Below are 23,777 nucleotides of genomic sequence, written 5' to 3'. Positions count from 1 at the left end.
TGCGCGTGGGCGAGCCGCCGCACACAGTTTTCCACGATCACCACGGCACCGTCGATGATGATGCCGAAGTCCAGCGCGCCCAGGCTCATCAGGTTGGCGCTGACCTTGTTGCTCGCCATGGCGGTGAAGGTGAACAGCATGGACAGCGGAATCACCAGCGCGGTAATGACCGCGGCGCGGATGTTGCCGAGGAACAGGAACAGGACGGCGATCACCAGCACAGCGCCCTCGACCAGGTTCTTCTTCACGGTGTCGATGACCTTGTCCACCAGGATCGTTCGGTCATAGACCTTCCTGGCAACCACGCCGGGGGGCAGGGTGCGGTTGATTTCCTGCATCTTCGCATCCACTGCCTGCGAGACCGTGCGGCTGTTCTCGCCCATGAGCATGAACACCGTGCCCAGCACTGTCTCACGGCCGTTCTCGGTGGCAGCGCCGGTGCGCAGCTCCTTGCCCAGCGTCACGTCCGCGACGTCGCGGATGCGCACGGGCACGCCCTCGGGTGCGCCGATGACGATGTTGCCAATGTCGTCCAGACTGCCGACCTGGCCCGGCGCGCGGATCAAATATTGTTCCCCGCGCCGCTCGATGTAGCCCGCGCCGACGTTGGCGTTGTTGCGCTCCAGCGCCTCGACCAGATCGGACAGCGCAAGGCCGTGGGAGACCAGGCGATCAGGATAAGGCGCAACCTGGAATTGCTTGGCGTAGCCGCCGATGGTGTTGATCTCGGTCACGCCCGGCACGTTGCGCAGTTGCGGCTTGATGATCCAGTCCTGGATCTCGCGCAAGTCCATGGGGGTATAAGGGGTGCCGTCGGGTTTGACCGCACCATCCTCGGCCTCCACGGTCCACATGTAGATTTCGCCCAGCCCGGTGGCAATCGGCCCCATGGCCGGCGTCACACCGGCCGGCAGTTTCTCCCTGGCCTGCTGGATGCGCTCGTTCACCAGTTGCCGCGCGAAATAGATGTCGGTGCCGTCCTCGAAGATCACCGTCACCTGGGACAGGCCGTAACGCGACAGTGAACGGGTCTGCGTGAGGCCGGGCAGGCCGGCCATGACGGTCTCGATCGGGAAAGTGACGCGCTGCTCGACTTCCAGAGGCGAGTAGCCGGGGGCGGCGGTGTTGATCTGTACCTGGACGTTGGTGATGTCGGGCACGGCATCGATCGGCAGCTTTTGATAGCTGTACACGCCGACCGCAGCCATGCCGAGCACGGCCAGCAGCACCAGCCAGCGCTGCTCGATAGCGAATTGGATGATTTTTTCGAACATGTCGTATCTCCTAGAGCGCCGCGTCGCCGCGTTCGCCGCTGCGGATGCGCACGGCGTCTTCCACGGCGGAAACCGCAATCAGGCCGTCGCCGGGATGGTCCGTGTGGGCGGCGGCGCGGATGGCCTCCACGGCGTTCGGCGCCAGTTCGTCTGCGCAGAGCATCAGCAGAACCAGCCGGTCGTGGGCGTCCGGGTTCCACTCGATGGCGGTGTAGGCATGGTGCGGACCTTGCCCGCGCGCGTGTCCGCGCGCCGGAAAGATCGTGAACCCGGGCAGGTGCTCCAGGGCGTACAGGGCCTGTTCGACGGCTTCCAGCCGATGCGGCTGCACGATGGCGATGATCTGTTTCATGGTGGTCTCCCGATTCCCAGTGTTCTAGTGGTCGTGGCTGGCGCCGGCCTTGCCCAACTCGGCCTTGATGAGGAAGCTGTTCTTCGCGGCGTAGTGCTCGCCCGCGTTCAGCCCTTCGACGACTTCGACGAATCTGCCGTCGCTGCGTCCCAGTTTCACCAGCCGCGCCTCGAAATCCGCGCCGTAGCGACCGAACACGACGGTCCAGTCGCGCAGGCTGTGGATCGCCTCCTGGGATACCGCCACCGGCACCTCGACCTCGCCCGCGACGAGTTCGATGTTGACCGGCAGACCCGGACGCCACACGCCCTGCGGGTTGGGCAGGACGATGCGCGCCTTGGCCGTGCGGGTCTGCTCGCCTACCAGGGAGCCGACGTAGAACACCGTGCCGCTGCTTGTCGAGTCGAAGGCGGCCGCCTTGACGGTGGCCTTCTGGCCGACCTTCACGGCATTCAGGTCCTTTGCGTAGACGGTCATTTCGGCCCACACCGTGGACAGATCCGCGATGACGAAGACGGTGGCATCCTCCTTGACCGCCTCGCCCTGCGCGATGTGCTTTTCAACGACGATGCCGTCGATGGGCGAGCGCAGCTCATAGCGGGTGAGATCGCCCCCGGTCCTCTGGCTGCCGAGCGAAGCGAGCTTCTGCTGCGCGTTCTGGACTGCGATCTCCGCCTCCTGCAGGGCGGTGTGCGCCTGCAGGTAATCCTGCTCGGCGGAGATCTTGTCCTCCCAGAGTTTTTTCTCGCGATCGAAGGTGGCGCGCGCCAGCGCAAGGCGCTTTTGTGCGGCGAGCAGCTCGGCGCGCTGGTCGGAAAGCCCCTGACTGGAAATCGTCGCAAGCAATTGCCCCTTGCGCACCCGGTCGCCGGCGTTAGCGGATACCGATTGCACGATGCCAGAAAACCGCGGCACCACGTGCACCGTGCGATCCTGGTTGAGGCGAATCTCGCCGATGAGCTGCAGGACGTTGCGAATGCGCGCCGGACCTGCGGTCAGCACCTCGACCTGGTTTTGCCTGAGCTGCTCGTCGCTCATTGCAACCCGGGCCTCGACCTGCTCGTAATCGAAGCGATACGCCTTGTTGTCATAGCGCGCATCAATCGTGACCTTGAACGAATGCGGCTCCTCGACCACCGCGTCGCCCTTGAGGTAGTCCTTTTCAGCGGCGAACGTGAAAAGCTGCGGCTTGCGACCGAGTCGCTCCACCGTGACGGTGACCTGGCTCGCCTTCGGGTCGAGAGGCTTGCCGTCCCGGTAGGTGTAGAGGCGGAAGTGGGGTTCCACACCCTGCTCGAAGAGGGTGAGCTCGATGCCGTAGCCGTCCTGGGTGAAGAGCCTGCCGCCGTGCGGGCCTTTGCGCGGGCCGGCCTCCGTTTCGCGGTGCCCTGCATCCGTCGCCGACATCCCGTCCGCATGCTCATGTCCTTCCCCGTCCGGGCGGGTCTTGGCCGTCCCGAGGATCAGCCCGGCGAGCACGACACCGGCTGCGAGGACGAGGGCTATGGCAATGGACTGCTTTTTGTTCAGATTGAGTTTCATGACGAATTCCTACGGTTGGGTGGCGGCCGGCGTCTGGGTCGACTCGAGCGCCGTTTCGCCGAGAATGCGTTCGATTTCGGCCGAGGCACGATGCGCCTCGGCGAGGGCGCGCAGGCTTTGGGATTTCACCGCAAACAGCGTGCGCTGCGCGTCCAGCACTTCGAGAAAGCTGAACTTGCCCAGCTCGAAACCTTTGATCGTGGCCTCATAGGCGCTTTGCGCGCCCGGCAGGATGTCCGCCTTGAGCGACTCCAGCTCGTTGCGCGCCGTGGTGAGGCGCTCAAATGCCTGTGCCAGTTCGTTGGCGAGGCGGATCCGGGTGGTGGACAGTTCGTCCCGGGCCTTGTCCGCCCGGTGCAGCGCTTCCAGCAGGTTGCCCTGGTTGCGGTCGAACACGGGGATCGGGATGGAGACGCCGAAAAGGGCCTGATCAAGGGCCAGTTCGTTGTTGCGCTTCACACCCAGGCTCACGGTCAGGTCTGGGATGCGCCGGCTGCGTTCGATCTCGGCCAAGGCCGCCCGGCGGTCGACCTCGATCCTCGCGCGCAACAGGGCCGGCGCGGTGTCGAGACGCTGTTCGAGCTCGGCGCGGGACGGCAGCGGCGGCAGGGCATCCAGATCGCCCCCGACCCGCTCGAAGCGTGGCACCGTCTCGCCCAAGATGCCAGCCAGGCGTTTGCGCGCGGTCGCCAACTCGCTTTCGGCCAGTCTCAGCTCCACGCGCACGCCGCTTTCCGCTACCCGTGCCTTGGTTTCCTCGATGGGTGAGACCTTGCCCGCCAACACCCGGCGCCTCGCCACGTCGGTGGCATGCTGCGCGAGTTCGACGCCAGCCTGAGCCAGCCGCAGACGCTCCTGTGCGACGAGGGTGTCGAAAAAGGCCGCCGTCACTGCGGCGCGGATCTCGGCACGCTTCGCATTCAATTCCGCCCGGGCGGCCTCGCGGCCCCGCTCGGCCGCATCGATCCGGGCCGCACGCTTGCCGCCGAGCTCGATCGTTTGGTTCAACTGCAGCGTCGTGGTCCGGGTCGCGCGACGTGTGTCCTCGACCAAGGTCGCAAGTTCTGGGTTCGGGCGCACCTGCGCCTGGATGACGGTCCCCTCGATCGCCTCCAGCTCGCGGCGGGCGGCCGCAAGTTCCGGATTGGCGCCGAGCGCCAGCTCCAGTGCTTTCTCCAGCGTGAGTGGGGCGGCCGGCTCGGTGTTGCCCGGCGTGACAACGCCGCTCGTCGCCAAGCCGCCGTTTACGGGATCGAACGTTTGTGCAAATGATGGGTTGAGAAGCAACGCCGCCAACCCCAGCGGCAACAGATGTCTTCGCATCGAATTCTCCACAGGTTACGGGATGAATTCGGCGAGAGGAGGCCGTTCCGGATGGTGCTAAATCACGAGAAGCTGCCCGCCCCGCCGCATCAGGCGGGAACGAACCATTGAGGGCGTTCGGGCGGGTAGGCGGCGAGGGACGGATAGGCGCCGTCACCATCGTGCGGTTTGGGGTGTGCACTCTCGTACGCCGTAGGCGCAAATCTGCTCAAGACCCCGAGAAACCCGGACAGGTGGCAGTGGTCGTGCCCAAGCGACTGACCGGGTTGCTTGCCGTCATCGGATGCACCGGACGACACGCTGTGCTCGTCGTCATGGTGGCCGAAATGCTGGGCGGCCTTGTCCTGCTCGTGCCCGCAGTAGTCCGCCACCACAGCCCAGGTGATCTGGAGCGGCAGTAGGCAGAGCAAGATGAGCAGGAGCAGACGTCGCATGGCGAACACTATATTTACTACGGACTTACCCTGTCAATGTTCAGCGACGTTGTGGGTTTGCTCTCGAGCTGGCCGCGAGCGCTGGCGAGTTCCCTTTTCGCGTGCTGCACCACCGCCACGGCCGAGGTCAATCCCAACGTCCCCATGATCCCAGCCACGACGAGATCAGGCCACGCCTGGCCGGTGCCGAAGACCCCGGCTGCGGCCAGCATCACGGCCACGTTGCCGATGGCATCGTTGCGGCTGCACAGCCAGACGGAGCGCATGTTCGCATCGCCGTTGCGAAAGGTGTAGAGCATGAGCGCCACGCCGACGTTGGCTAGCAACGCGAGGAAGGCGATCGCACCCATAGTGATGGGTTCCAGCGGCATGCCACTCAAGGTGTTCCATCCTGCCTTGCCAAGCACGAAGAGGCCAAAGGCGCCCATGGTGAGGCCCTTCACCAAGGCCGCGCGCGCTCGCCACAGCAGGCCCAGCGACAGCACCGTCAGCGACAGACCGTAGTTGGCCGCATCCGCCAGAAAGTCCGCAGCATCAGCCAGTAGCGACACCGACCCGGATTTGAGGCCGCCAGCGATTTCCACGCCAAACATGACGGCATTGATCCCGAGCGCTATCCACAGCGCCTTTCGATAGCGCGGGCTTACCCCCTCGCTTGAACAGGATGTCGTATTGCAGCACTGGCCGGCCATGGGTTTTTTCTGAGGATCGAATTCGTCGCTTATTTAGAACCCTGTACTCGCTACAGAGTCAAACGGCTATACTGGCGCGATATCGTGGAGCCCCGTATGCGCATCGGAGAACTTGCACAGGCCACGGGTGTGGATATCGAAACCATCCGCTATTACGAGCGGGTCGGGCTGTTGCCCCTGCCGGTGCGGCAGGCCAACGGCTACCGCGCCTATGGACCCCTGCACCTGGAGCGACTGGCCTTCGTCCGTCACTGCCGGGCGTTGGACATCCCGCTTGCGGACGTGCGACGGCTGCTGGACTTCCTGGACCATCCGGATCGCGATTGCGGCGACGTAAACCGGCTGATCGACGAACAGATCGCCCGCGTGCGGGCACGGCTCCGATCGATGCAGGCTCTGGAGCGGCAGCTCCGACAACTGCGCGACCGTTGCCACGCGGAGCACACCGCTGCTGCGTGCGCCATCCTGCACGAACTGGTGGCAGCGGCCCGCGGTGAAGGGTGTGCGTGTCACGGTGCACCCGCCAAGACGGGTAAAACGAAAGGGAAGCCTCGATGATGGACCTCGCCAAAACCGCCGGGCTGTTCGCCCTCACTGCGCTGGCGGAGATCGTCGGCTGCTACTTGCCCTGGCTGGTGCTAAAACAAGGCAGGACCGCATGGCTGCTGGTGCCCGCCGCGATCGCACTCGCGCTGTTCGCCTGGCTGCTGACCTTGCATCCCACCGCGGCGGGGCGCACCTACGCCGCCTACGGCGGCATGTACATCACGGTGGCCCTCGCGTGGCTGCATTGGGTCGATGGCGTGACGCTGACGCGCTGGGACGTGACGGGGGCGGCCATAGCTCTCACAGGGATGGCTGTCATTGCGCTGCAGCCTGCTACTACCTGAGCACATCGAACCGAGGCCCAAGCAGTTTCCTTCGGGCAGGCGATGCTGTCATCCAACCGATTGATCGGTCAGCACGTAACGTCTTGTTTCGGAATGGTGCCTTCGGCGGCCTTTGCGGACTTCGGCCCTTCGGCAAGGAGCGAGGCCGGAGAGAAAAACGGCGCGGAGAGAGCGAAATGAGTCCGAGATGGGCGAGACGGCCGGGGGAAGGAAGTCCGCAGAAATCCGCAGGAGTCCCCGCGAACACGCGGTAGTGCGCGAGAGAAAAGGCCAACCGAGAACGGTTGACCTTTGGTGATTGGTGGTGCAGACGCGACCGGAATCCAACCCACTCTCTCAACGATTGAGCAATCCCGGGCAATCCTGCGGGTTGTTGTGGACGCAATGGCCTCGGCAATGAACGCCGGTCAGTCAGTGCAGGGCGGACTCTCACCTTGTGCGGCGCCGATTGACCGGTAGCGTCGCAGCCTACCATCGAGTGGTTAGCCCCAGCTATGACCGATGGCCCGCCAGCGCGTGTTGGTCAACGAGTTGGCCCGACATCCGCTGGCGTGCAGTTCACGAATTGAATCGAGTAGTCAACGGTTGGAATGACCCTGACGGAGAAGAGCATCGAGTCGAGCGACCTCGTTGCCGTTGGCTGTAATCTTCTGGCCATCGGCCGTTTCGAGCGATTGCCCCTCTTTCAGGTGGATAGCCCGTCCGAACTTGTCTTCCAGCGCCATCTTGCCGTCCTCGAATACATACAGGGTTCCACCGTCCTTGAGGAGGAACATTTTCTTGGCGCTGGCCGCTGCCGCGTCACCAGCGAACGATGGGGTTACGATGGCGCTCAGCACGGTGGCGGCGACAACAGCGGTAATCCTGGCTTTCATCTCTACACTCCTTTCAATCAAACGTGAAGGCATTTCTGTCAATGCCTTGTGCGACTGCACAGTATGTATTCTGCGAAGCCACCGCTGACGGGAAGATGAGACGGCCGTTACGTATATGTCAGATTCCATTCGGGATGGGATCGGGATTAATTGTCGTGTGCCAATCTCAATGCATTCCTGCTCACCGAGGCGGGGCGCGGACTCATCGCCACATCGGTGCAAGTGCTTATGGCGATGCCGACAGGGCGCCAAGTGCGGTATCGGTGTGAGGCGGCTCAGGTGCCGTGGTCGAGAGCATTCCAGGCCTCGATAGGGATCAGGTGTCCAACGTCGGGTGGCAACCGATACGACAGACCCAGCGATCTGGGAGTGCAACCAGCACCCACCACGGCACGCGGGACGATCCTCGTGTTCAGACAAGACGGACGCCGCGCAAACGCAGCGCATTGCCGATCACCGATGCGGAGCTGAAACTCATCGCCAGGGCGGCGATCAACGGTGAAAGCAGCCAACCGGTGAGCGGATACAGCACGCCGGCCGCAATGGGAATGCCCAGTGCGTTGTAGAGAAAGGCGAACATCAGGTTCTGCTTCATGTTGCGGACCGTGGCCACTGACAAGGCGCGCGCCACCGCAATACCGCGCAGGTCACCCTTGACGAGCGTGATCTGTGCGCTGTTCATCGCCACGTCGGTGCCGGTGCCCATGGCGATACCGACGTCGGCCTTTGCCAAGGCCGGGGCATCATTGATGCCGTCACCAGCCATCGCAACGATACGCCCCTCGCGCTGCAGCCGCTCCACCAGTTGCAGTTTGTCGGCGGGCTTGACCTCGCCATGCACCTCATCGATGCCCAAGCGCGCCGCCACGGCCTTGGCCGTGGTCAGACCGTCGCCCGTGGCCATGACGACGCGCAAGCCCTCCGCGCGCAACGACGCCAGCGCTTGCGGTGTGGTCTTCTTCACCGGGTCGGCGACGGCCAGGACTGCGGCGAGCACGCCATCGACGGCCAGATGCATCACGCTGGCACCCTCACCGCGCAGCGCCTCCGCCCGCTCGGCCAATGGCCGCACGTCCACACCGAGCTGTTCCATCAGCGCGGTGTTGCCCAGTGCCACGGCATGTCCATCGACGCGCCCGCGCACGCCGATGCCTGAGTGCGAGTCGAACTCCTCGGCGCGTGAGAGCACCAGGCCCTGCTCGCGCGCGGCCGTGACGATGGCTTCCGCCAGCGGGTGCTCGCTGCCCTGGTCGAGGCTGGCAGCCAGTCGCAAGGCTTCGCCGGCGGTGAAGCCTTCGGCTGCGATCGTCGTCTGATAGCGCGGCCGGCCCTCGGTCAATGTGCCGGTCTTGTCGACGATCAGGGTATCGACCTGGCGCATTTTCTCGATCGCGGCGGCATCGCGAAACAGCACCCCCTGCGTAGCCCCTCGCCCGGTCGCCACCATGATCGACATGGGCGTGGCCAAGCCCAGCGCGCAGGGGCAGGCGATGATCAGCACAGCCACGGCGTTGATGAGGCCAAAAACCCAACGCGGTTCCGGCCCGAACAGGCCCCAGGCAAAAAAGGTCAGCACGGCGATGGACACCGTCGCGACCACGAAATAGCCCGCCACGACATCGGCCATGCGCTGCATCGGCGCCTTGGACCGCTGCGCCTGCGCCACCATCTGCACAATCTGGGACAGCATGGTCGCCGAGCCGACACGTTCGGCGACCATGACGAGCGCGCCACTGGTATTGAGCGTCGCACCGATGACCTTGTCGCCCACCCGCTTGGTCACGGGCAGGGACTCCCCCGTCAGCATCGATTCGTCCACAGCGCTGCTGCCCTCGATTACCGTACCATCTACCGGAACCTTTTCGCCGGGTCGAATGCGCAGCCGATCGCCGACATGGATGTGCGTCAGGGGCACGTCCTCTTCCGTGCCATCGTCGCGAAGGCGCCGGGCGGTCTTGGGGGCCAGTCCGAGCAAGGACTTGATGGCGGCCGAGGTCTGCGAACGCGCCTTGAGTTCCAGTACCTGCCCCAGCAGGGTCAGGGAAATGATCACCGCCGCCGCCTCGAAGTACACCGCGACCCGTCCCATGGACACGAACGAGTCCGGGAACAGTTGTGGGGCCACGGTCGCCGCCACGCTGTAGACGAACGCCGCCCCGGTGCCCAGCGCGATCAGGGTCCACATGTTCGGGCTGCGATGGACCACGGACTGCCAGCCGCGCACGAAGAACGGCCGACCCGCCCACAGGACGATGGGCAGGGACAGAACGAGTTCGATCCAGGTCTGTGTGCGCGCCTCGAACCAATGCAACTGGTGGCCGAACATGGCAAGCACAGTGACCATGACGGTCAGCGGCAGGGTGCACCAGAAGCGGCGCTGGAAATCGCGCAGCTCGGGACTCTCTTCTCCTTCGAGATCCGGCAGCACCGGCTCCAGCGCCATGCCGCACTTCGGACAATAGCCGGGGTGATCCTGCCGGATCTCGGGGTGCATGGGGCAGGTGTAGATCGTGCCTGCCGCCAGGGCCGGCGCTTCGACAGACGAAGGCTCATGGCCGCTGTAGGCATAGCGCGCCGGCTCGGCGACGAACTTCGCCCGGCACTTGGCGCTGCAGAAGTAAAAGAGTCGGCCTGCGTGCTCGACGTGGTGCTCGGACTGCGCGGTCACGTCCATGCCGCAGACAGGGTCCTTCAGACCTTCGGCCCACTGCAGTGCGCTCGGGTGGTCGTGGGCGTGTTGGCGGTGTTCGTGGTCTGATCGCAGGTCCATGACTTCACGCCTCCCTGTTGGCGGGTTTGTCGGGCGGCGCACCATGCCCGCCATCGCCACCGTGGCCATGCAGCAGGTGCATCAGCGGGCACGCCAGCAGCAACAGGTACACCCAATTGCCTGCGACATGGATCCAGTGCTCGCGCAGCAGATAGAAGCCGCCGATGAGGGCAACCATCAGCAACGCGGTCCTCATGCGCCGATTCAGGCCGGACTGGCCGCGCGTGTCGTGGAGGTGTTCTTGGTCAGTCGTGTTCATCGCGGTGTTCCCTTCATCGAGGATCGGCGCGGTCGGCGCCGGCCTCCTGTTCCAGGTTGCAAGACCGCTGCTGCGCCTCATGGATCCAATCGGCACACGGTCAGTGCATGGTTTCTTCACGGATAAGAACCAAAAACTTGCGCTGCTCCGTCTTTCCCAACCAGCAAGACTTTGTAGGCATCACGGCGTCCTCCGTAGGCGACACCATCCATGCCGGGTGAACCAATGGGCATGCCCGGCACCGCCAAGCCCAGGGCTTTGGGCTTTTCCTTGAGCAGCCGCTGGATGTCCGTTGCGGGTACGTGGCCTTCGATCACATAGCCCTGGATCAGGGCCGTATGGCAGGAACCGAATTTCTGCGGCATCCCGAAGCGAGTGCGGGCTGCGCTGTTGCCCTGGTCGACGGCACTCACGCGGAATCCGCTTTTCTCCAGGTGGGTAATCCAGTCCTTGCAACACCCACAGTTCGGGTCCTTCCACACCTGCACGGCAAGCGTCTGCGGTGCGGCGGCTGGTGCCAGGGAGGGAAGACTCAGCGCAAGCACCGCCAGCAGCAGCCTGCGCCGCCGGGGGAACGGTTGATCAACGGTTTGGTGCATGATAAGGACTCCCGGTGACGCTGCTTATTCGACGACGATCTTGCCCACCATGCCCGCTTCCATATGGCCGGGGACGAGGCAGGCGAAGTCCACCGTACCGGGCTGATCGAACTGCCAAACCAGCCCGCCGCGCTGGCCAGGCTGGAGCGTCACCATGTTCGGCTCGGCATGCTGCATCTGGGGCATCTTGCGCATCATCTCGGCGTGCGCCTTGAGTTCCTTCATTGAGCCGATCACCATTTCGTGCGGCACCTTGCCCGTGTTCTTGACGAAAAAGCGGATGGTCTCGCCCTTCTTGACCGCGATGTTCGCCGGCGTGAACCGCATCGAGTCGTCCATGACCACCTCGATGGTGCGGTCGACCTTGGCGGGATCGCCTGGTTTGCCGACTTCGGAGGGTGATGTGTCCCCGTGCATCGAACCGTGCATGCCGTGCATGCCCTGCATGTCATGCCCGGCCATGCCATGGCCGCCCTGATGGCCCCCACCGGCCAGCGCCAACACAGGCAAGGCGGCCAGCATCAAAACGCTCAGGGTTTTCTTCATCATCGGTTTCTCCTTAGGGTTGGTGAATAAGATCGGAGTTGCGCGTGGCGGCTTCTAGAACCACAGCCGCACACCCGCCACATAACGCGTTTCCCGGGTACGCTGTCCTTCGGCGCGCGCAAAATCGGCGGTCTGTCCGAACTTGCCAGCCCATTCGACGCCGACGTAGGGCGCGAACTGGCGCGAGAACTCGTAACGCAGGCGCAGGCCTGCCGCCGCATCGGCCAGCCCACTTCCCAGGCCACGCGCTTCATCGCGCTGGCCATACAGATTGACTTCCATGCGGGGCTGCAGAATCAGGCGCTGGGTGAGCAGGAGTTCGTACTCGCCCGACAGGCGCAGTGCCGTGCGTCCCGAGCTGCCGACGTAGGCGGTGGCATCGACATCGAACCAGTACGGCGCGAGTCCCCGGATGCCGAAAGCGAGCCAGGTCCGGTCAGGCCCCGTGCCGCTGTCCTGCCGCACCCCGAGTTGGGTGTCCCAGTACGAGGCGATCGCATGGCCCCACAGGACCTCCGTGCGTGCCTCCTCCAGTTTGCCTTTGGCGACGTCACCCTCGGCCTTGAGGACCAGGCGGTCGTAGGTGCCGCCGAACCAGGCTTGCGCGTCATAGGCGGTCGCGTTCCCGTCCTTCGTGTAAACGCGCTCCAGGCGATCGAGGAGCACGCTGCCGAACGCATGTTCATCGGACAGCCGAAGTTGCCGTGGCCCGGGGAGTGCGTAAGGGCCCGACTCCAAAGTCAAGCCATTGGAATACGCGTGCGGATCACGGGCATCGGCGGGGGCGGGGCCGCCCTGCATGTTCATGCTGCCGTGGTCCATGGTGGCGCTCGCCGGCGATTCGGCTCGCGTTGGGGCTGGAGCCGTGCCCGGGTGCCCGGCATGGCCGCCGCCTTCCACCGTTGTTTGCGCCCAGACGGGTGCCGCACCGAGCAACACCAGCGCCGCAGTGAAGAGAGAACAGGGTTTCATGGCGAATCTTCTTTTGATCAGTTTCATGACACGACCACCACGCGGAACATGCCCATGTCCATGTGCAACATCAGGTGGCAGTGCCAGGCCCAGCGACCCAGGGCGTCGGCGGTCACGAGGAAGCTGACGCGCTGCGCGGGTTGAACCGGGACGGTGTGGCGACGCACCAGGAACTGCCCGTCGGGCGTTTCCACCTCGCTCCACATCCCGTGCAAATGCATCGGGTGCGTCATCATCGTGTCGTTGTGCAGGATGACGCGCACCCGCTCGCCGTACTTCAGGTGCACCGGCGTGCTCTTGCCGAACTCGAGGCCGTCGAGCGACCAGGTATAGCGCTCCATGTTGCCGGTGAGGTGCAGCTCGATCTCGCGCTCGGCCCCGCGTGGGTCGAGAGGACCACCGATCGTCCTGAGATCCGCCAGCGTCAGCACGCGCCGGCCGTTGTTGCGCAGGCCAATGCCCGGATCGTCAAGATTGGTGCGCGGCATGTCCACCCGCATATCCGTGCTTGGGCCGTATTCCGTGCGTGCGTGACGGACCGTGGCGCTGGGCTTGGCCATCGCGCCGCCGGTCATGCCATGCATCGCGTGCTGGCCGTGATCCATGGCCATCGCGCCATGGTTCATGCCGGACATGTCGTGCTTCATGCCCGGCATGTCGTGGCCCATCGCCGCGTGGTCCATCGCGCCCATCATGTCGGCCATGGTGAGCCATTCGACGGGATCGAGCGCAGGCACGGCGGCGCTCAAGCCCTCGCGCACCGCGAGCGTGCCGCGGGCGAAGCCGGTTCGATCCATCGATTGCGCGAAGATCGTGTAGGCGTCCTCTCGGGGCGTGACGATCACGTCGTAGGTCTCGCCCGGCCCGAAGCGGAACTCATCGACGGTCACGGGCTCGACGTTCTGCCCGTCGCTTTGCACCACCGTCATCTTGAGCCCCGGGATGCGCACGTCGTAGAAGGTGTTGGCCGCGCCGTTGATGAACCGCAGACGCACGCGCTCGCCCGGCCGGAACAGGCCAGTCCAATTGCCGGCAGGGGTGACGCCGTTCATCAGGTAGGTCAATGTCGCCCCCGAGAGATCGGCCAGATCGGTCGGGTTCATCCGCATCTGGTTCCACATCGCACGCTTGTCGAGTGCGCGGGAAAGCCCCATGTCGGCGACGTCGCGGAAGAAGTCAATGGCCGTCGGCTGGTGGTAGTTGTAGTAGTCGCTCTGCACCTTGAGCTTGGCGAGCACCCGCATGGGGTCTTCGTCGGTCCAGTCGGACAGCTGCACCACGTAGTCCCGGTCGGCGCGGATAGGGTCTGCCTCACGCGGCTCGACGATCAACGCCCCGTACATGCCGGTCTGCTCCTGCATGCCGGAGTGCGAGTGATACCAGTAGGTGCCGGTTTGTTCGAGACGGAACTGGTAGGTGAAGGTTTCGCCCGGGGGGATGCCCTGAAAACTGATGCCGGGCACCCCGTCCATCTGGTAGGGCAGGATGATCCCGTGCCAGTGGATCGACGTGGCTTCGCGCAGGCGGTTGGTGACGCGGATGGTGACCGTGTCGCCTTCCCGAAGTTTGAGCGTCGGCGCCGGGATGGAGCCGTTGATGGTGGTCGCCATCCGTGGCTTACCGGTGAAATTGACCGGCGATTCGCCGACCACCAGGTCGATGTTCGTGCCGCTGAGCACGGGCGCTGCACCCGTGCGCGTGTCGGACAGCCCCTGCGCCGCAGCACGCAGCCAGGGTGACAGGCCGATCATGACGCCGCCAGCGACCAAGCCGCGCACGAAACGCCGCCGAGCGGGCACCAACGGCAACGGTGAATGAAACGGTCTCAAGGGTGGCATGGGCTCCTCGCAATGAATTGCTGATTTCGTGGATGACATGCTAGAGGGCCACCCCTGTTAGGAAGCTGTCTGTCAGATTACATTTTTGTTATCATCGTGTCAGGTGCGCCCAAAATCGTCACACTAGCGGCTATTCGATATGGCGGAGCACCCTCATGAAAATACTGATCGTTGAAGATGAGCCCAAAACGGGCGAGTACCTGCGTCAAGGCTTGAGCGAAGCGGGTTTCGTGGTTGATCTGGCGCAGGACGGCGCCGACGGTCTGCACCTGGCCTTGCAGGGCGAGTACGACCTGGTCATCCTGGATGTGATGCTGCCCGGCCTCGACGGCTGGCAGGTACTCCAGTCCTTGCGCCATCGCGGCCTGCAGATGCCGGTGCTGTTCCTGACCGCACGCGATCAGCTGGAAGACCGGGTCAAAGGCCTTGAACTCGGTGCGGACGACTATCTGGTCAAGCCTTTCTCCTTTGCCGAATTGCTGGCCCGCGTGCGCACGATCCTGCGTCGAGGGCGCAGCGGCAACGAGAGCACCGTGCTGCGCGTGGCCGACCTCGAACTGGACCTGCTGCGCCGACGCGTTTCACGCGGCGGGCGACGAATCAGACTGACGGCCAAAGAGTTCGGCTTGCTGGAACTGCTGATGCGCCGTCATGGCGAGGTCCTGCCCCGCTCGCTGATCGCCTCGCAGGTCTGGGACATAAATTTCGACAGCGACACCAATGTGATCGAGGTGGCCATCTGGCGCTTGCGCGCGAAGATTGATGAGGGGCATGAGGTCAAGCTGATCCACACCGTACGTGGCATGGGTTACGTATTGGAAGCGCCGGAGGAGCACTGAATGTTTCGCTCCCTGTCACTGACGACCCGGCTCACCCTCTTCTTTACGTTGGCGGCTGCGGCTGTGGTGTTTGGATTGGCCTTGTTGGTCATCGCTGCATCCGAGCGGCATTTCATCGAGCTGGATCACATGGCGCTGCAGGACAAGCAGCACCTGATCGAGGATATTTTGGCGCGATCCAATTCGGCCGAGGACGCCAAGTGGCTGCTGCGTGAGGCATTGAGCCACCATCACGGGCTGTACGTCAGCGTCCATGATTCGAAAGGTGAAACGCTCTTCCAGTCCGAAGGATTTCGCCTCCCGCGCGAACTGTCACCGGCCGATGAAGGCAACGGCAACGACGCGCTGATCCATTGGGCCGACGAAGGGCAGGCGTTTCGCGGGATGCTTGTCCGGGTTATTCCAGCCTATGACGCAACGACGCGGCTGGACATCCTCGTTGCCATGGACACGGCGCATCACACACGGTTCATGCTGGAGTTGCGGCGCACCCTGATGACCTATGCCGTCGTGACGATCGTCATCTGTGGCTTGCTGAGCTGGTTTGCCGCGTACAAGGGGCTGGCGCCATTGCGTGCCATGAAATCCAGAGCCACCACGCTCACGAGCCAGCAGCTGCACCAGCGCATGCCCGTCGAGGCGGTACCCATCGAAATGGCCGATCTGGCTCACGAACTCAACAAGATGCTGGACCGGCTGGAAGACGCGTTCACGCGACTGTCGGAGTTCTCGTCGAATCTGGCGCATGAGCTGCGCACCCCCCTGAGCAACCTGCTGACCCAGACCCAGGTCGCGTTGGCTACCCGGCGGGATGCCGATACCTACCGGGAGATCCTGGCTTCCAATGCCGAGGAACTGCAGCGTCTGGGCCGCATGGTGTCCGATATGCTGTTCCTGGCCAAGGCCGAACGCGGGATGATGCTGCCGAACCGGGAACGTTTCTCGGCAGCCGAGGAAACGCACGCCCTGATCGAGTTCTATGAGGCGGTCGCCGAGGAGAAGGGCGTCAGACTGGCTCAGCGTGGTGAGGGCGAGATCGTCGGTGATCGCTTGATGTTCCGCCGTGCCCTGAGCAATCTGCTTTCGAACGCGCTGCGCCACACCCCGCCACATGGCGAGGTCACGATCGAGATCAGCCAGTCTTCCCAAGCCACCCGGGTGAGCGTCGAGAACACCGGCGAGGACATCGACCCGAGGGTACTGCCGCGCCTGTTCGATCGGTTTTACCGTGCTGACCCATCGCGGTCACATCCGGAAACCGACGGCGCAGGGCTGGGATTGGCGATTACCCGCGCCATTATGCAAACCCATGGAGGATCGATCAGCGTGACGTCCGCGCAGGGCAGGACCCGGTTCTGCCTGGAGTTCCCAGGCGGAACCTGATGAGGTGAAGCAGTTGGGGCGAGCCAGCCCAAGTGCCTTTGGTCTGTGCGCTTTCGCAGAGGCAATGGCCCCGATCGCTGTTGAACCGACCGGGCTGACGGCTCCCGATCACGGATCAGCGTGAACGCTACGAAGAGTTTGAGAGAACTCGGGGGCGTGAGCATGCGCCGGGGCCCGGTGCCATGGAGCGGCAGATCGGGATTCCAGGTCATCGGCCCGATTCCTCGCCGCTCGACATCCACCCGTTTCCGGCAAGCCATGTTTGCGGAAATGCAGCACCTTGCTGGAGCGCGTCCAGCGGGAATGACAGGAAGGCACGCAGACCGGCAACGACCTCGGAAAGCTGAAGCTCGTCCAAGGCATTCTTCCTCAAGAATGCTTGCCACTGAGTCTGCTTCTGCCGATCCTGCGCGAATTCGTCGCTCAATCCGAAAGGGACGCCATCCGGCAGCGGTGTCCTGCGGCGCTCGAAGGTGGCGTGGATCGCCTTGCACAGGAGCGCGCCGTCGAAGTCGGTGTAGCGCGACAAGATCCAGAGATCGAAGTAATCCTTCATGCGGCTGTTGGCGATGCCGAGCGACACCAGTGCCTCCAGCTTCTCGGCGACAACCGTGTAGCGGGGGTAGGCGCGCAGCTTCGGGGCTGGCATGTCCGGCAGCATTACCGGGTAGTCGACGGCCTCGGGGCCGGGCGTCACGGCGTCGCCGAAACCCACGTCGACCTGCACGTGGCATCGGGCACCGTCCAACAGGCCGATCAGCGTGACCCGGACACCGGAGTAGTTGGCTTCCTTGCGGATCTCCTCCGCGTGTACCGAGTCAGGCTGGAAGCGTATGCCGTCGTCCAGTTCCACCGTACAGATGTCCCGAAACGCCGCCTCGACATGCGGGATCTCGGCCGAGCCGAAGCCCAGCAGATCGGCGTCGCGTGTCGGACGATGCGGGATGTCGAACCACAAGTCGAACAGCAGCGCACCTTTCAGCAGGAACTGGTCGGCGTGGGGGGAGATGCTGAGCCGGTAAAGCAGGCGCTCAAGCGCATAGCGGGTCAAGATCAGATTGAAGTCTTGCCGGGTCTCGCGGGCGCGGTTGAGCAGGCGGGCGCGCACCGAGGCGGCCATGTTGCGCTGGTTCATGACAGGCTTTCCATGTAGGGGCGCATCACATTGGCCACACGGCACAGCGCAGCAAAACGCCAAAGTTCATCCATGCTGACGCGCTTGGCACGCCAGGACTCCTGTAGCGCCTCCAGCGCGACATCGAGGCCGATCTTGTTGCGGAACTTGAAGCAGTCAGCCACGGTCCGGGCGACGTTGGTCACGCGCACCGGCACACCATCGATGAGGTGCTCCTCGACCCCCTCCGTCAGCGCGGCGCCAGAGAAGCGCACGATGCGCAGCGGGGGATAGTCCATCTTTGGCGCGCGTGCCTTGTTGGGAATTGCCAGCCAGACCTCGAACGGCGACTGTGTGGTGAGTTCATGTAGGCGCAGTGCCGACAGCAGGCAGACGATGGCTTGCGGGTGCTTGCGTGCCACCTCGGACAGTACGCCGTGTTCCGAGACGGCCCGGTCCGGAATTGCGTACAGGCCCCGTCCCACGCGCTGGAGCAGCCCTTGCCGCACCAGCCGCGTGAGGGCGATCGTGGGCAGCCCACGCTCATTGAGATCGCGTGGGCGAATAAGGCCGCGCTGGGCGGCAAGATCCAGAATGCTCTGGTGCGAACTGTCCATGTCGTCATAATGTTGCGAAACGTCGGTAGTTGTCAAGAACTACCGACAAAACACAACGGCCATGGTTTCCTTTGCCTGCCGATGCCGCAATCCAACCGTTTGATTCGTCAGCACGTAACCCATTGATCTGTATAGGTCCACGTTGCGGCCTCTGCGGACTTCGGCCCTTAGCCGGCGAGCGAGGCTGGAGAGAAGAATGGCCAGGAGAGAGCGAAATGGGGCCGAGATGGGCGAGACGACCGGAGGAAGGAAGTCCGCAGAAATCCGCAGGAGTCCCCGCGAACACGCGGGAGCGCGCAAAGAAAAAGGCCAACCGAGATCGGTTGGCCTTGGGGTATTGGTGGCCAAGGGCGGAATCGAACCACCGACACAAGGATTTTCAGTCCTCTGCTCTACCAACTGAGCTACTTGGCCGTGGGGGCGGCTTGCTGCGCGGAAAGGGCAGCGTACCCCCGGGAAAGCGCGACATTACACCCGAAAAGGGCGCTTCGGTCAAGGCAAGCCCCGCTTGCGGAAGACGAGGTCCCAGACGCCATGGCCCAGTCGCAGGCCGCGGTTTTCGAATTTGGTGGTGGGCCGCCAGGCGGGGCGGGGCGCGTAGCCCTCGGCGGTGTTTTCCAATCGCGGCTCGGCGGAGAGCACCGCCAGAATCTGTTCGGCATAGGGCTGCCAGTCGGTGGCCACGTGGATGTAGCCACCGGGCTTCAAGCGGTCGGCCGCCAGGGCGACAAAGGGGGCTTGGATCAGGCGCCGCTTGTGGTGCCGTTTCTTCGGCCAGGGGTCGGGGAAGAAGATGTGCAGGCCATCGAGGCTTTCCGGCGGGATCATGTGGGTGAGCACCTCGACGGCATCGTGGGGGATGATGCGCAGGTTGGTGAGCCCGCGCGCCTCGATTTCCTTGAGCAGGCTGCCGATGCCCGGGGGGTGGACTTCGACGCCGATGAAGTCCGTCTCCGGGTGCTCGGCGGCGATGGTGGCCGTCGTCTCCCCCATGCCGAAGCCGATTTCGAGGATGCGCGCCGCCGCGCGCCCGAACACCTGGTCAAGGTCGAGCGGCTCGGGGCGGAAAGGGATGCCATAGACCGGCAGCAGGGTCTCCAGGGCACGCTTCTGGGCGCGGGAGATGCGGCCGGCGCGCAGGACGAAACTGCGAATGGGGCGATGGGGGGCGGACATGGGCGTGCCAAAAGCGGCGAATTGTACCCGAAAGCGGCTCCGGCACGGCCCACCCCCCCTGGGGTGAGGTCCGCTCGGGGGGCTAAAGATTTGGGCCTTGCGGTCGTTAGTGGGCGGTTGGCTTGGATTTCGTCCCCATGCGTTTTTTCCACACGGCCCAGGAACGGCAAATCACCCTCAGCACGGCACTGGTGCTGGCGGCGATCGCCTTGGCGACGGGCGCGGGCACCTGGTGGCTGGCGCAAGGCCGCCTGGAGTCCTGGGCGAAAGAGGGCCTCACCCTGGCCCTGGCCGGCCACGTGGCCACCATCGACGGGGAGATCCGCGCGCACGAGGAAACCGTGGCGGCGCTGGCGCAAAACGCCGCCCTCAAGGGGGCGCTGCGCAACCTCCTGCGCCGCCCAGCGGATGGCGCCGCCCAGGCCGCCCTCCGGGAAAGTCTGACCCAGGTGCCGGCGGCCCAGGCTTACCGGCTGGAGTTTTTTGATAATGCGGGCCGGCCGCTCCTCGCCCTGGGCCCCCCGCTGGGGGAGCCGCGGCTTTCCCTGCGCCTTAAGCGGACCACGCCCACCTGGCTTGCCTGGACGGACGGTCCCGTGCTCATGAGCCGGGTGGGAATCGCGGGTGAAACGCCCTTGGGCAGTGTTCTCGCCAGCCGCCCGGCGCCAAGCCTGCTTGGCCTGACGCGGGATTATCCCGGCCTGGGCGAGACGGGGGAGCTTGCCCTGTGTGGCGCCACCGGGCCGGATCGGATGGATTGCCTGCCCCTGCGGCTTACGCCGCGGCTGCTTCCCAACCTGCCGCGACAGGTGGAGGGGGAACCCCTGCCCATGGGCCGCGCCCTGGCCGGTGAGCGGGGGTTCATGCTGAGCCGGGATTACCGGCGGCGGCTGGTGGCGGCGGCCTTCGCCCCGGTGGGGGATACGGGGCTGGGAGCCGTGCTCAAGGTGGACGCGGCGGAGCTCTTTCTCCCCGGCCACGCGCAGCTTCTCGCCGGCGGGGCCTTTGTCCTCGTCCTGGCGCTGGTGGGGCTCGGGCTTTTGCGCTGGCGGCTTCTGCCCCTGATCCGCGAAGTGCTGCTATCGGAACGCCGGGCGCGGAGTCTTTCCGCATCGCTCGCGGAAAGTGAGGCATTGAGCCGCGCCGTCTTGGAGAGTGTGGAGGAGGGTATCCTCACCGTGAATGGCCGCGGCGAGGTGGAAAGCCTGAACCTCGCCGCCCAGCGCATGTTTGGCGTGGGTCTGGAGGCGGCGCAGGGCAGGAGCGTAAACCTGCTCATCCCCAATGCCTGGGGCGAGGGGGAAAACGCTTGCCTTGCCGGTCTGGGGGGCGACGGCAGCGGCCGGGAAATGATGGGGCGGCGGCAGGACGGCAGGGTCTTTCCCCTGGAAGTGCGCGCAAGCCGCCTCAATTGTCCCCGCCACACCTTCCACGTGCTTGCCGTGCGCGACATTTCCCAGCGCAAGGCACAGGAGGCGCGACTGTTCGATCTCGCCCACCACGACCCCCTCACCGGTCTGGCCAACCGGGCTTTGCTGCGTGACCGCCTGTCCCAGGCCATCGTCGCCGCAAGACGCGCCCACGACCACGTGGGGGTGCTCTTCCTCGACCTGGATCATTTCAAGGTGGTGAACGATTCCCTCGGTCATCAGCTTGGGGATAGGCTGCTGAAGACGGTGGCCTCGCGCATCACCGGCTGCCTACGCCAGGGCGACACCGTCGCGCGCCAGGGGGGCGATGAATTCATCGTGGTGCTGCCTGGCGTCACCCGCTTCGAGGACGTGGGCATGGTGGCGGCGAAAATTCTGGCCGCCGTGTCCGCCCCTTATCAACTGGACGGCCAGGAGCTGCATACCGGGGTGAGCATCGGTGTGGCGGTGTTTCCCGAAGACGGCGAGGATGTGGACACCCTGCTGCGCCATGCCGACATCGCCATGTACCACGCCAAACAGGCGGGGCGCAGCAACTATCAGTTCTTCACGCCGGAGATGAACCGCGCCGCGCGCCAGCGCCTGGAGCTGGAAACGAGCCTCCGCCAGGCCCTGGGTAGGAGGGAATTCGGCCTGGAATTCCAGCCCATCGTCTCCATGGCGACGGGTGTGGCCTCGGGGGTGGAGGCGCTTTTGCGCTGGCATCCGCCCGCCGGGCCGGTGGGGCCCGACCGTTTCATACCTGTTGCCGAGGAAACCGGACTCATCGTGCCCATCGGCGAATGGGTGCTGCGCGAGGCGTGCAGCCAGTTCAAGGCCTGGCAGGCCGCAGGCTGTGGGCTTGAGCGTGTGGTGGTGAATCTGTCGGTGCGTCAGTTCGCCCAGCGCAACCTGGTTTCAGTGGTGCGCGCCGCCCTGGATGCGGCAGAGCTCGCCCCGGAACACCTGGGGTTGGAAATCACCGAAAGCCTGTTGATGACCAATCCGGTGGAAGCGATCCGTGTCCTTACCCTGTTGTCCGATCTCGGCATCCAGATCTCGGTGGACGATTTCGGCACCGGCTATTCCAGCCTGAGCTATCTCAAGCGTTTCCCCATCCACAAAATCAAGATCGACCGAAGCTTCGTCCGCGACATCACCCACGATGCCGAGGATGCGGCCATCGTCACCGCGGTGGTCGCCATGGCCCACAGCCTTGATTGCCGGGTGGTGGCGGAAGGGGTGGAGACGGAAGCGCAGCTTGCTTTCCTGCGCCGGCTGGGTTGCGATGAATACCAGGGGTATTATTTCAGCCGGCCCCTGCCGGGCCCCGCCCTCATGGAACGACTGCAGGTGGCGTGAGCCGTTGACCCTGCGCCACGGCCGCGCTATAAGGCAGGCTTTCCCCGTGCGCGATCATGGCGAGTCTCGTCGAGCGTCTCACCCTCTATGAGCAGTTGATGCGGCTTGACCGGCCCATCGGCATTTTCCTTTTGCTCTGGCCCACCCTGTGGGGCTTGTGGTTTGCATCCGCCGGTCGGCCCGATCCCCTCGTGCTCTGGATTTTCATCCTCGGCACCGTGCTCATGCGTTCCGCGGGCTGCGTCATCAACGACTATGCCGACCGCGACATCGATCCCCACGTGGAGCGCACCCGCAACCGGCCACTGGCCGCAGGCCGGGTGAGCCCGAAGGAAGCGCTGCTGCTCGCCGCGGTGCTGGCGCTTCTGGCATTCCTCCTCATCCTACCCTTGAATCGCCTCACCTGGCTCATGGCGGTGCCTGCGTTGCTGCTTGCCGCAAGCTATCCCTGGACCAAGCGTTTCTTCGCCCTTCCCCAGGCTTATCTGGGTATTGCCTTCGGCTTTGGCATTCCCATGGCCTATGCCGCCCAAACCGGCGCGGTGCCTGCAATTGCCTGGTGGCTTTTGGTTGCCAACATGTTCTGGTCCATCGCCTACGACACGGAATACGCCATGGTGGACCGCGACGATGATCTCAAGCTGGGCATCAAGACTTCGGCCATTACCTTCGGCCGCTGGGATGTGGCGGCGGTGATGGCCTGTTACACGGCGATGCTGGGGCTGCTCGTCTGGGTGGGGCAGCGCCTGGAAATGGGTGTGGTCTATTACCTGGGGCTCGCAGTGGCGGCCGCCATCGCCCTCTACCACTACACCCTCATCCGCCACCGCGAGCGGCAAGCCTGCTTCCGCGCCTTCCTGCACAACAACTGGCTGGGGGCGGCGGTGTTTTGCGGCATTGCCCTGGACTATCTGCTGCGCTGATCATGCCGGCTAGACTAAACACTGCCGCCTTGATCGAGGAAATGGGCCGGGGCCTGCCCCGCCTGCCTGGCGGACGGGTGGATTATTCCCACGCGACGCGGGTGCCGGTGCTGGTGTGCTTCGTCGAATACGGCGGCCGTCTGCTGCTTCTCAAGCGCAGCGCCAGGGTGCGCAGTTACCCGGGCAAGTGGGGTGCGGTGGCCGGCATCATCGACCGGGCGCTCCCCATCGAGGAATTGGCCCTCGCGGAACTGAAGCGGGAGCTGGGCATCGGCCCCCAGGAGGTGGCAAGCCTCACCTTGGGGGAACCCCACGAATACCACGATGCGACGCTGGGTCGCAGCTGGCGGCTGTATCCCATGTTGGCGCGGCTTGCCGGCACGCCCCGCATCGAAATCGATTGGGAGTACTCCGACTTCGAGTGGATCACCCCGGAGCGGCTGGCCGACTACGACACGGTTCCCCTTCTCGAGGAAAGCCTGCGCCGGGCGCTTCGCGCCGCACTGGCTTGAACCCAGATTTGTCATTAGGCCGGCCTGTGCCTTCGATTGGCGCTTTGGTGAGTCGAATCGCATCTGCGTTGCTATT

At 64.6% G+C, this 23,777-nt stretch carries 23 protein-coding genes and 1 tRNA gene; 7 read left to right on the top strand and 17 right to left on the bottom strand.

The features are described from left to right. The 6 genes from K6T56_12055 to K6T56_12030 all read right to left on the bottom strand — a co-directional run. On the bottom strand, nt 1-1,274 hold a 1,274-nt coding region (locus tag K6T56_12055), incomplete at its 3' end, for a CusA/CzcA family heavy metal efflux RND transporter (protein MCL6557080.1). Nucleotides 1,275-1,284: 10 nt separating this feature from the next. After that, a complete protein-coding gene (locus tag K6T56_12050) occupies nt 1,285-1,626 on the bottom strand; it encodes a P-II family nitrogen regulator (protein ID MCL6557079.1) in 342 nt (113 codons plus the stop codon). 24 nt (nt 1,627-1,650) lie between these two features. After that, entirely contained in the window at nt 1,651-3,168 is a 1,518-nt protein-coding gene (locus K6T56_12045) for an efflux RND transporter periplasmic adaptor subunit (protein ID MCL6557078.1), read from the bottom strand. A gap of 9 nt (nt 3,169-3,177) precedes the next feature. Then, on the bottom strand, nt 3,178-4,491 hold the full coding sequence (locus tag K6T56_12040) for a TolC family protein (GenBank protein MCL6557077.1): 1,314 nt from the start codon (nt 4,489-4,491) through the stop codon (nt 3,178-3,180). Nucleotides 4,492-4,580: 89 nt separating this feature from the next. Next, nucleotides 4,581-4,925: a hypothetical protein gene (locus K6T56_12035; GenBank protein MCL6557076.1), complete on the bottom strand. Its 345-nt coding sequence runs from the start codon at nt 4,923-4,925 to the stop codon at nt 4,581-4,583. Between the two features lie 17 nt (nt 4,926-4,942). Next, nucleotides 4,943-5,617, bottom strand: coding sequence for a cation transporter (locus K6T56_12030; GenBank protein ID MCL6557075.1), 675 nt, complete (start codon nt 5,615-5,617; stop codon nt 4,943-4,945). Nucleotides 5,618-5,713: 96 nt separating this feature from the next. On the opposite strand from K6T56_12030, the gene cadR reads away from it, so the two are divergent. Further along, a complete protein-coding gene (cadR, locus tag K6T56_12025) occupies nt 5,714-6,175 on the top strand; it encodes a Cd(II)/Pb(II)-responsive transcriptional regulator (GenBank protein ID MCL6557074.1) in 462 nt (153 codons plus the stop codon). Next, complete coding sequence (locus tag K6T56_12020; protein ID MCL6557073.1) at nt 6,175-6,507, top strand: YnfA family protein; 333 nt, start codon at nt 6,175-6,177, stop codon at nt 6,505-6,507. The genes cadR and K6T56_12020 overlap by 1 nt, the downstream gene beginning before the upstream one ends. A gap of 578 nt (nt 6,508-7,085) precedes the next feature. Here K6T56_12020 and K6T56_12015 read toward each other — a convergent pair. The 7 genes from K6T56_12015 to K6T56_11985 all read right to left on the bottom strand — a co-directional run bounded on the left by K6T56_12015 (nt 7,086) and on the right by K6T56_11985 (nt 14,366). After that, nucleotides 7,086-7,382 carry a CopK family periplasmic copper-binding protein gene (locus K6T56_12015; protein ID MCL6557072.1) on the bottom strand — a complete coding sequence of 99 codons (297 nt, stop codon included), beginning with the start codon at nt 7,380-7,382 and terminating at the stop codon, nt 7,086-7,088. A 412-nt stretch (nt 7,383-7,794) separates the two neighbouring features. Beyond that, entirely contained in the window at nt 7,795-10,152 is a 2,358-nt protein-coding gene (gene cadA, locus K6T56_12010) for a cadmium-translocating P-type ATPase (protein ID MCL6557071.1), read from the bottom strand. Nucleotides 10,153-10,156: 4 nt separating this feature from the next. Next, nucleotides 10,157-10,411 (bottom strand): DUF2933 domain-containing protein, encoded by a 255-nt coding sequence (locus K6T56_12005; GenBank protein ID MCL6557070.1) that lies wholly within the window; start codon nt 10,409-10,411, stop codon nt 10,157-10,159. Nucleotides 10,412-10,527: 116 nt separating this feature from the next. Beyond that, complete coding sequence (locus K6T56_12000) at nt 10,528-11,010, bottom strand: DUF411 domain-containing protein (GenBank protein MCL6557069.1); 483 nt, start codon at nt 11,008-11,010, stop codon at nt 10,528-10,530. 24 nt (nt 11,011-11,034) lie between these two features. Then, nucleotides 11,035-11,556, bottom strand: a complete 522-nt coding sequence (locus K6T56_11995; protein MCL6557068.1) for a cupredoxin family protein — start codon at nt 11,554-11,556, stop codon at nt 11,035-11,037. A 54-nt stretch (nt 11,557-11,610) separates the two neighbouring features. Continuing rightward, on the bottom strand, nt 11,611-12,555 hold the full coding sequence (locus tag K6T56_11990) for a copper resistance protein B (GenBank protein ID MCL6557067.1): 945 nt from the start codon (nt 12,553-12,555) through the stop codon (nt 11,611-11,613). Then, nucleotides 12,552-14,366, bottom strand: a complete 1,815-nt coding sequence (locus K6T56_11985; protein ID MCL6557066.1) for a copper resistance system multicopper oxidase — start codon at nt 14,364-14,366, stop codon at nt 12,552-12,554. The genes K6T56_11990 and K6T56_11985 overlap by 4 nt, the downstream gene beginning before the upstream one ends. Before the next feature lie 155 nt (nt 14,367-14,521). Here K6T56_11985 and K6T56_11980 point away from each other — a divergent pair, with 155 nt between their 5' ends. Together K6T56_11980 and K6T56_11975 are read left to right on the top strand one after the other, a co-directional pair. Then, nucleotides 14,522-15,205: a heavy metal response regulator transcription factor gene (locus K6T56_11980; protein ID MCL6557065.1), complete on the top strand. Its 684-nt coding sequence runs from the start codon at nt 14,522-14,524 to the stop codon at nt 15,203-15,205. Continuing rightward, a complete protein-coding gene (locus K6T56_11975; protein ID MCL6557064.1) occupies nt 15,206-16,588 on the top strand; it encodes a heavy metal sensor histidine kinase in 1,383 nt (460 codons plus the stop codon). A gap of 208 nt (nt 16,589-16,796) precedes the next feature. Here the strand turns inward: K6T56_11975 and K6T56_11970 are convergent, their stop codons facing one another. From K6T56_11970 to trmB, 4 genes are all read right to left on the bottom strand, one after another. Continuing rightward, complete coding sequence (locus K6T56_11970; protein MCL6557063.1) at nt 16,797-17,723, bottom strand: nucleotidyl transferase AbiEii/AbiGii toxin family protein; 927 nt, start codon at nt 17,721-17,723, stop codon at nt 16,797-16,799. Then, nucleotides 17,720-18,319 carry an AbiEi antitoxin N-terminal domain-containing protein gene (locus K6T56_11965; GenBank protein ID MCL6557062.1) on the bottom strand — a complete coding sequence of 200 codons (600 nt, stop codon included), beginning with the start codon at nt 18,317-18,319 and terminating at the stop codon, nt 17,720-17,722. The genes K6T56_11970 and K6T56_11965 overlap by 4 nt, the downstream gene beginning before the upstream one ends. A gap of 338 nt (nt 18,320-18,657) precedes the next feature. Then, nucleotides 18,658-18,733 (bottom strand) — tRNA-Phe (locus K6T56_11960). Between the two features lie 78 nt (nt 18,734-18,811). Then, nucleotides 18,812-19,495, bottom strand: coding sequence for a tRNA (guanosine(46)-N7)-methyltransferase TrmB (gene trmB / locus K6T56_11955; protein ID MCL6557061.1), 684 nt, complete (start codon nt 19,493-19,495; stop codon nt 18,812-18,814). A 137-nt stretch (nt 19,496-19,632) separates the two neighbouring features. Between trmB and K6T56_11950 the strand changes: the two genes are divergently transcribed. Genes K6T56_11950 through K6T56_11940 form a run of 3 tightly spaced genes read left to right on the top strand, consistent with a single transcriptional unit; the run spans nt 19,633 to nt 23,701 of the window. After that, nucleotides 19,633-22,266, top strand: coding sequence for an EAL domain-containing protein (locus K6T56_11950; GenBank protein ID MCL6557060.1), 2,634 nt, complete (start codon nt 19,633-19,635; stop codon nt 22,264-22,266). Between the two features lie 56 nt (nt 22,267-22,322). Continuing rightward, on the top strand, nt 22,323-23,189 hold the full coding sequence (gene ubiA / locus K6T56_11945) for a 4-hydroxybenzoate octaprenyltransferase (GenBank protein ID MCL6557059.1): 867 nt from the start codon (nt 22,323-22,325) through the stop codon (nt 23,187-23,189). Between the two features lie 2 nt (nt 23,190-23,191). Next, nucleotides 23,192-23,701 carry an NUDIX domain-containing protein gene (locus tag K6T56_11940; GenBank protein MCL6557058.1) on the top strand — a complete coding sequence of 170 codons (510 nt, stop codon included), beginning with the start codon at nt 23,192-23,194 and terminating at the stop codon, nt 23,699-23,701. The last annotated feature ends 76 nt before the right edge of the window (nt 23,702-23,777 follow it).

This window comes from Burkholderiales bacterium (assembly GCA_023511995.1).
Lineage (GTDB): Bacteria > Pseudomonadota > Gammaproteobacteria > Burkholderiales > Thiobacteraceae > Thiobacter.
The sequence above is the reverse complement of the archived record's forward strand: the minus strand, read 5'-3'. Positions and strand labels throughout refer to the sequence as shown.

Coding starts and splice junctions, on each gene's coding strand:
- K6T56_12050 (MCL6557079.1), bottom strand. CDS start 1,626: ATGAAACAGATCATCGCCATCGTGCAGCCGCATCGGCTGGAAGCCGTC.
- K6T56_12045 (MCL6557078.1), bottom strand. CDS start 3,168: ATGAAACTCAATCTGAACAAAAAGCAGTCCATTGCCATAGCCCTCGTC.
- K6T56_12040 (MCL6557077.1), bottom strand. CDS start 4,491: ATGCGAAGACATCTGTTGCCGCTGGGGTTGGCGGCGTTGCTTCTCAAC.
- K6T56_12035 (MCL6557076.1), bottom strand. CDS start 4,925: ATGCGACGTCTGCTCCTGCTCATCTTGCTCTGCCTACTGCCGCTCCAG.
- K6T56_12030 (MCL6557075.1), bottom strand. CDS start 5,617: ATGGCCGGCCAGTGCTGCAATACGACATCCTGTTCAAGCGAGGGGGTA.
- cadR (MCL6557074.1), top strand. CDS start 5,714: ATGCGCATCGGAGAACTTGCACAGGCCACGGGTGTGGATATCGAAACC.
- K6T56_12020 (MCL6557073.1), top strand. CDS start 6,175: ATGGACCTCGCCAAAACCGCCGGGCTGTTCGCCCTCACTGCGCTGGCG.
- K6T56_12015 (MCL6557072.1), bottom strand. CDS start 7,382: ATGAAAGCCAGGATTACCGCTGTTGTCGCCGCCACCGTGCTGAGCGCC.
- cadA (MCL6557071.1), bottom strand. CDS start 10,152: ATGGACCTGCGATCAGACCACGAACACCGCCAACACGCCCACGACCAC.
- K6T56_12005 (MCL6557070.1), bottom strand. CDS start 10,411: ATGAACACGACTGACCAAGAACACCTCCACGACACGCGCGGCCAGTCC.
- K6T56_12000 (MCL6557069.1), bottom strand. CDS start 11,010: ATGCACCAAACCGTTGATCAACCGTTCCCCCGGCGGCGCAGGCTGCTG.
- K6T56_11995 (MCL6557068.1), bottom strand. CDS start 11,556: ATGAAGAAAACCCTGAGCGTTTTGATGCTGGCCGCCTTGCCTGTGTTG.
- K6T56_11990 (MCL6557067.1), bottom strand. CDS start 12,555: ATGAAACTGATCAAAAGAAGATTCGCCATGAAACCCTGTTCTCTCTTC.
- K6T56_11985 (MCL6557066.1), bottom strand. CDS start 14,366: ATGCCACCCTTGAGACCGTTTCATTCACCGTTGCCGTTGGTGCCCGCT.
- K6T56_11980 (MCL6557065.1), top strand. CDS start 14,522: ATGAAAATACTGATCGTTGAAGATGAGCCCAAAACGGGCGAGTACCTG.
- K6T56_11975 (MCL6557064.1), top strand. CDS start 15,206: ATGTTTCGCTCCCTGTCACTGACGACCCGGCTCACCCTCTTCTTTACG.
- K6T56_11970 (MCL6557063.1), bottom strand. CDS start 17,723: ATGAACCAGCGCAACATGGCCGCCTCGGTGCGCGCCCGCCTGCTCAAC.
- K6T56_11965 (MCL6557062.1), bottom strand. CDS start 18,319: ATGGACAGTTCGCACCAGAGCATTCTGGATCTTGCCGCCCAGCGCGGC.
- trmB (MCL6557061.1), bottom strand. CDS start 19,495: ATGTCCGCCCCCCATCGCCCCATTCGCAGTTTCGTCCTGCGCGCCGGC.
- K6T56_11950 (MCL6557060.1), top strand. CDS start 19,633: ATGCGTTTTTTCCACACGGCCCAGGAACGGCAAATCACCCTCAGCACG.
- ubiA (MCL6557059.1), top strand. CDS start 22,323: ATGGCGAGTCTCGTCGAGCGTCTCACCCTCTATGAGCAGTTGATGCGG.
- K6T56_11940 (MCL6557058.1), top strand. CDS start 23,192: ATGCCGGCTAGACTAAACACTGCCGCCTTGATCGAGGAAATGGGCCGG.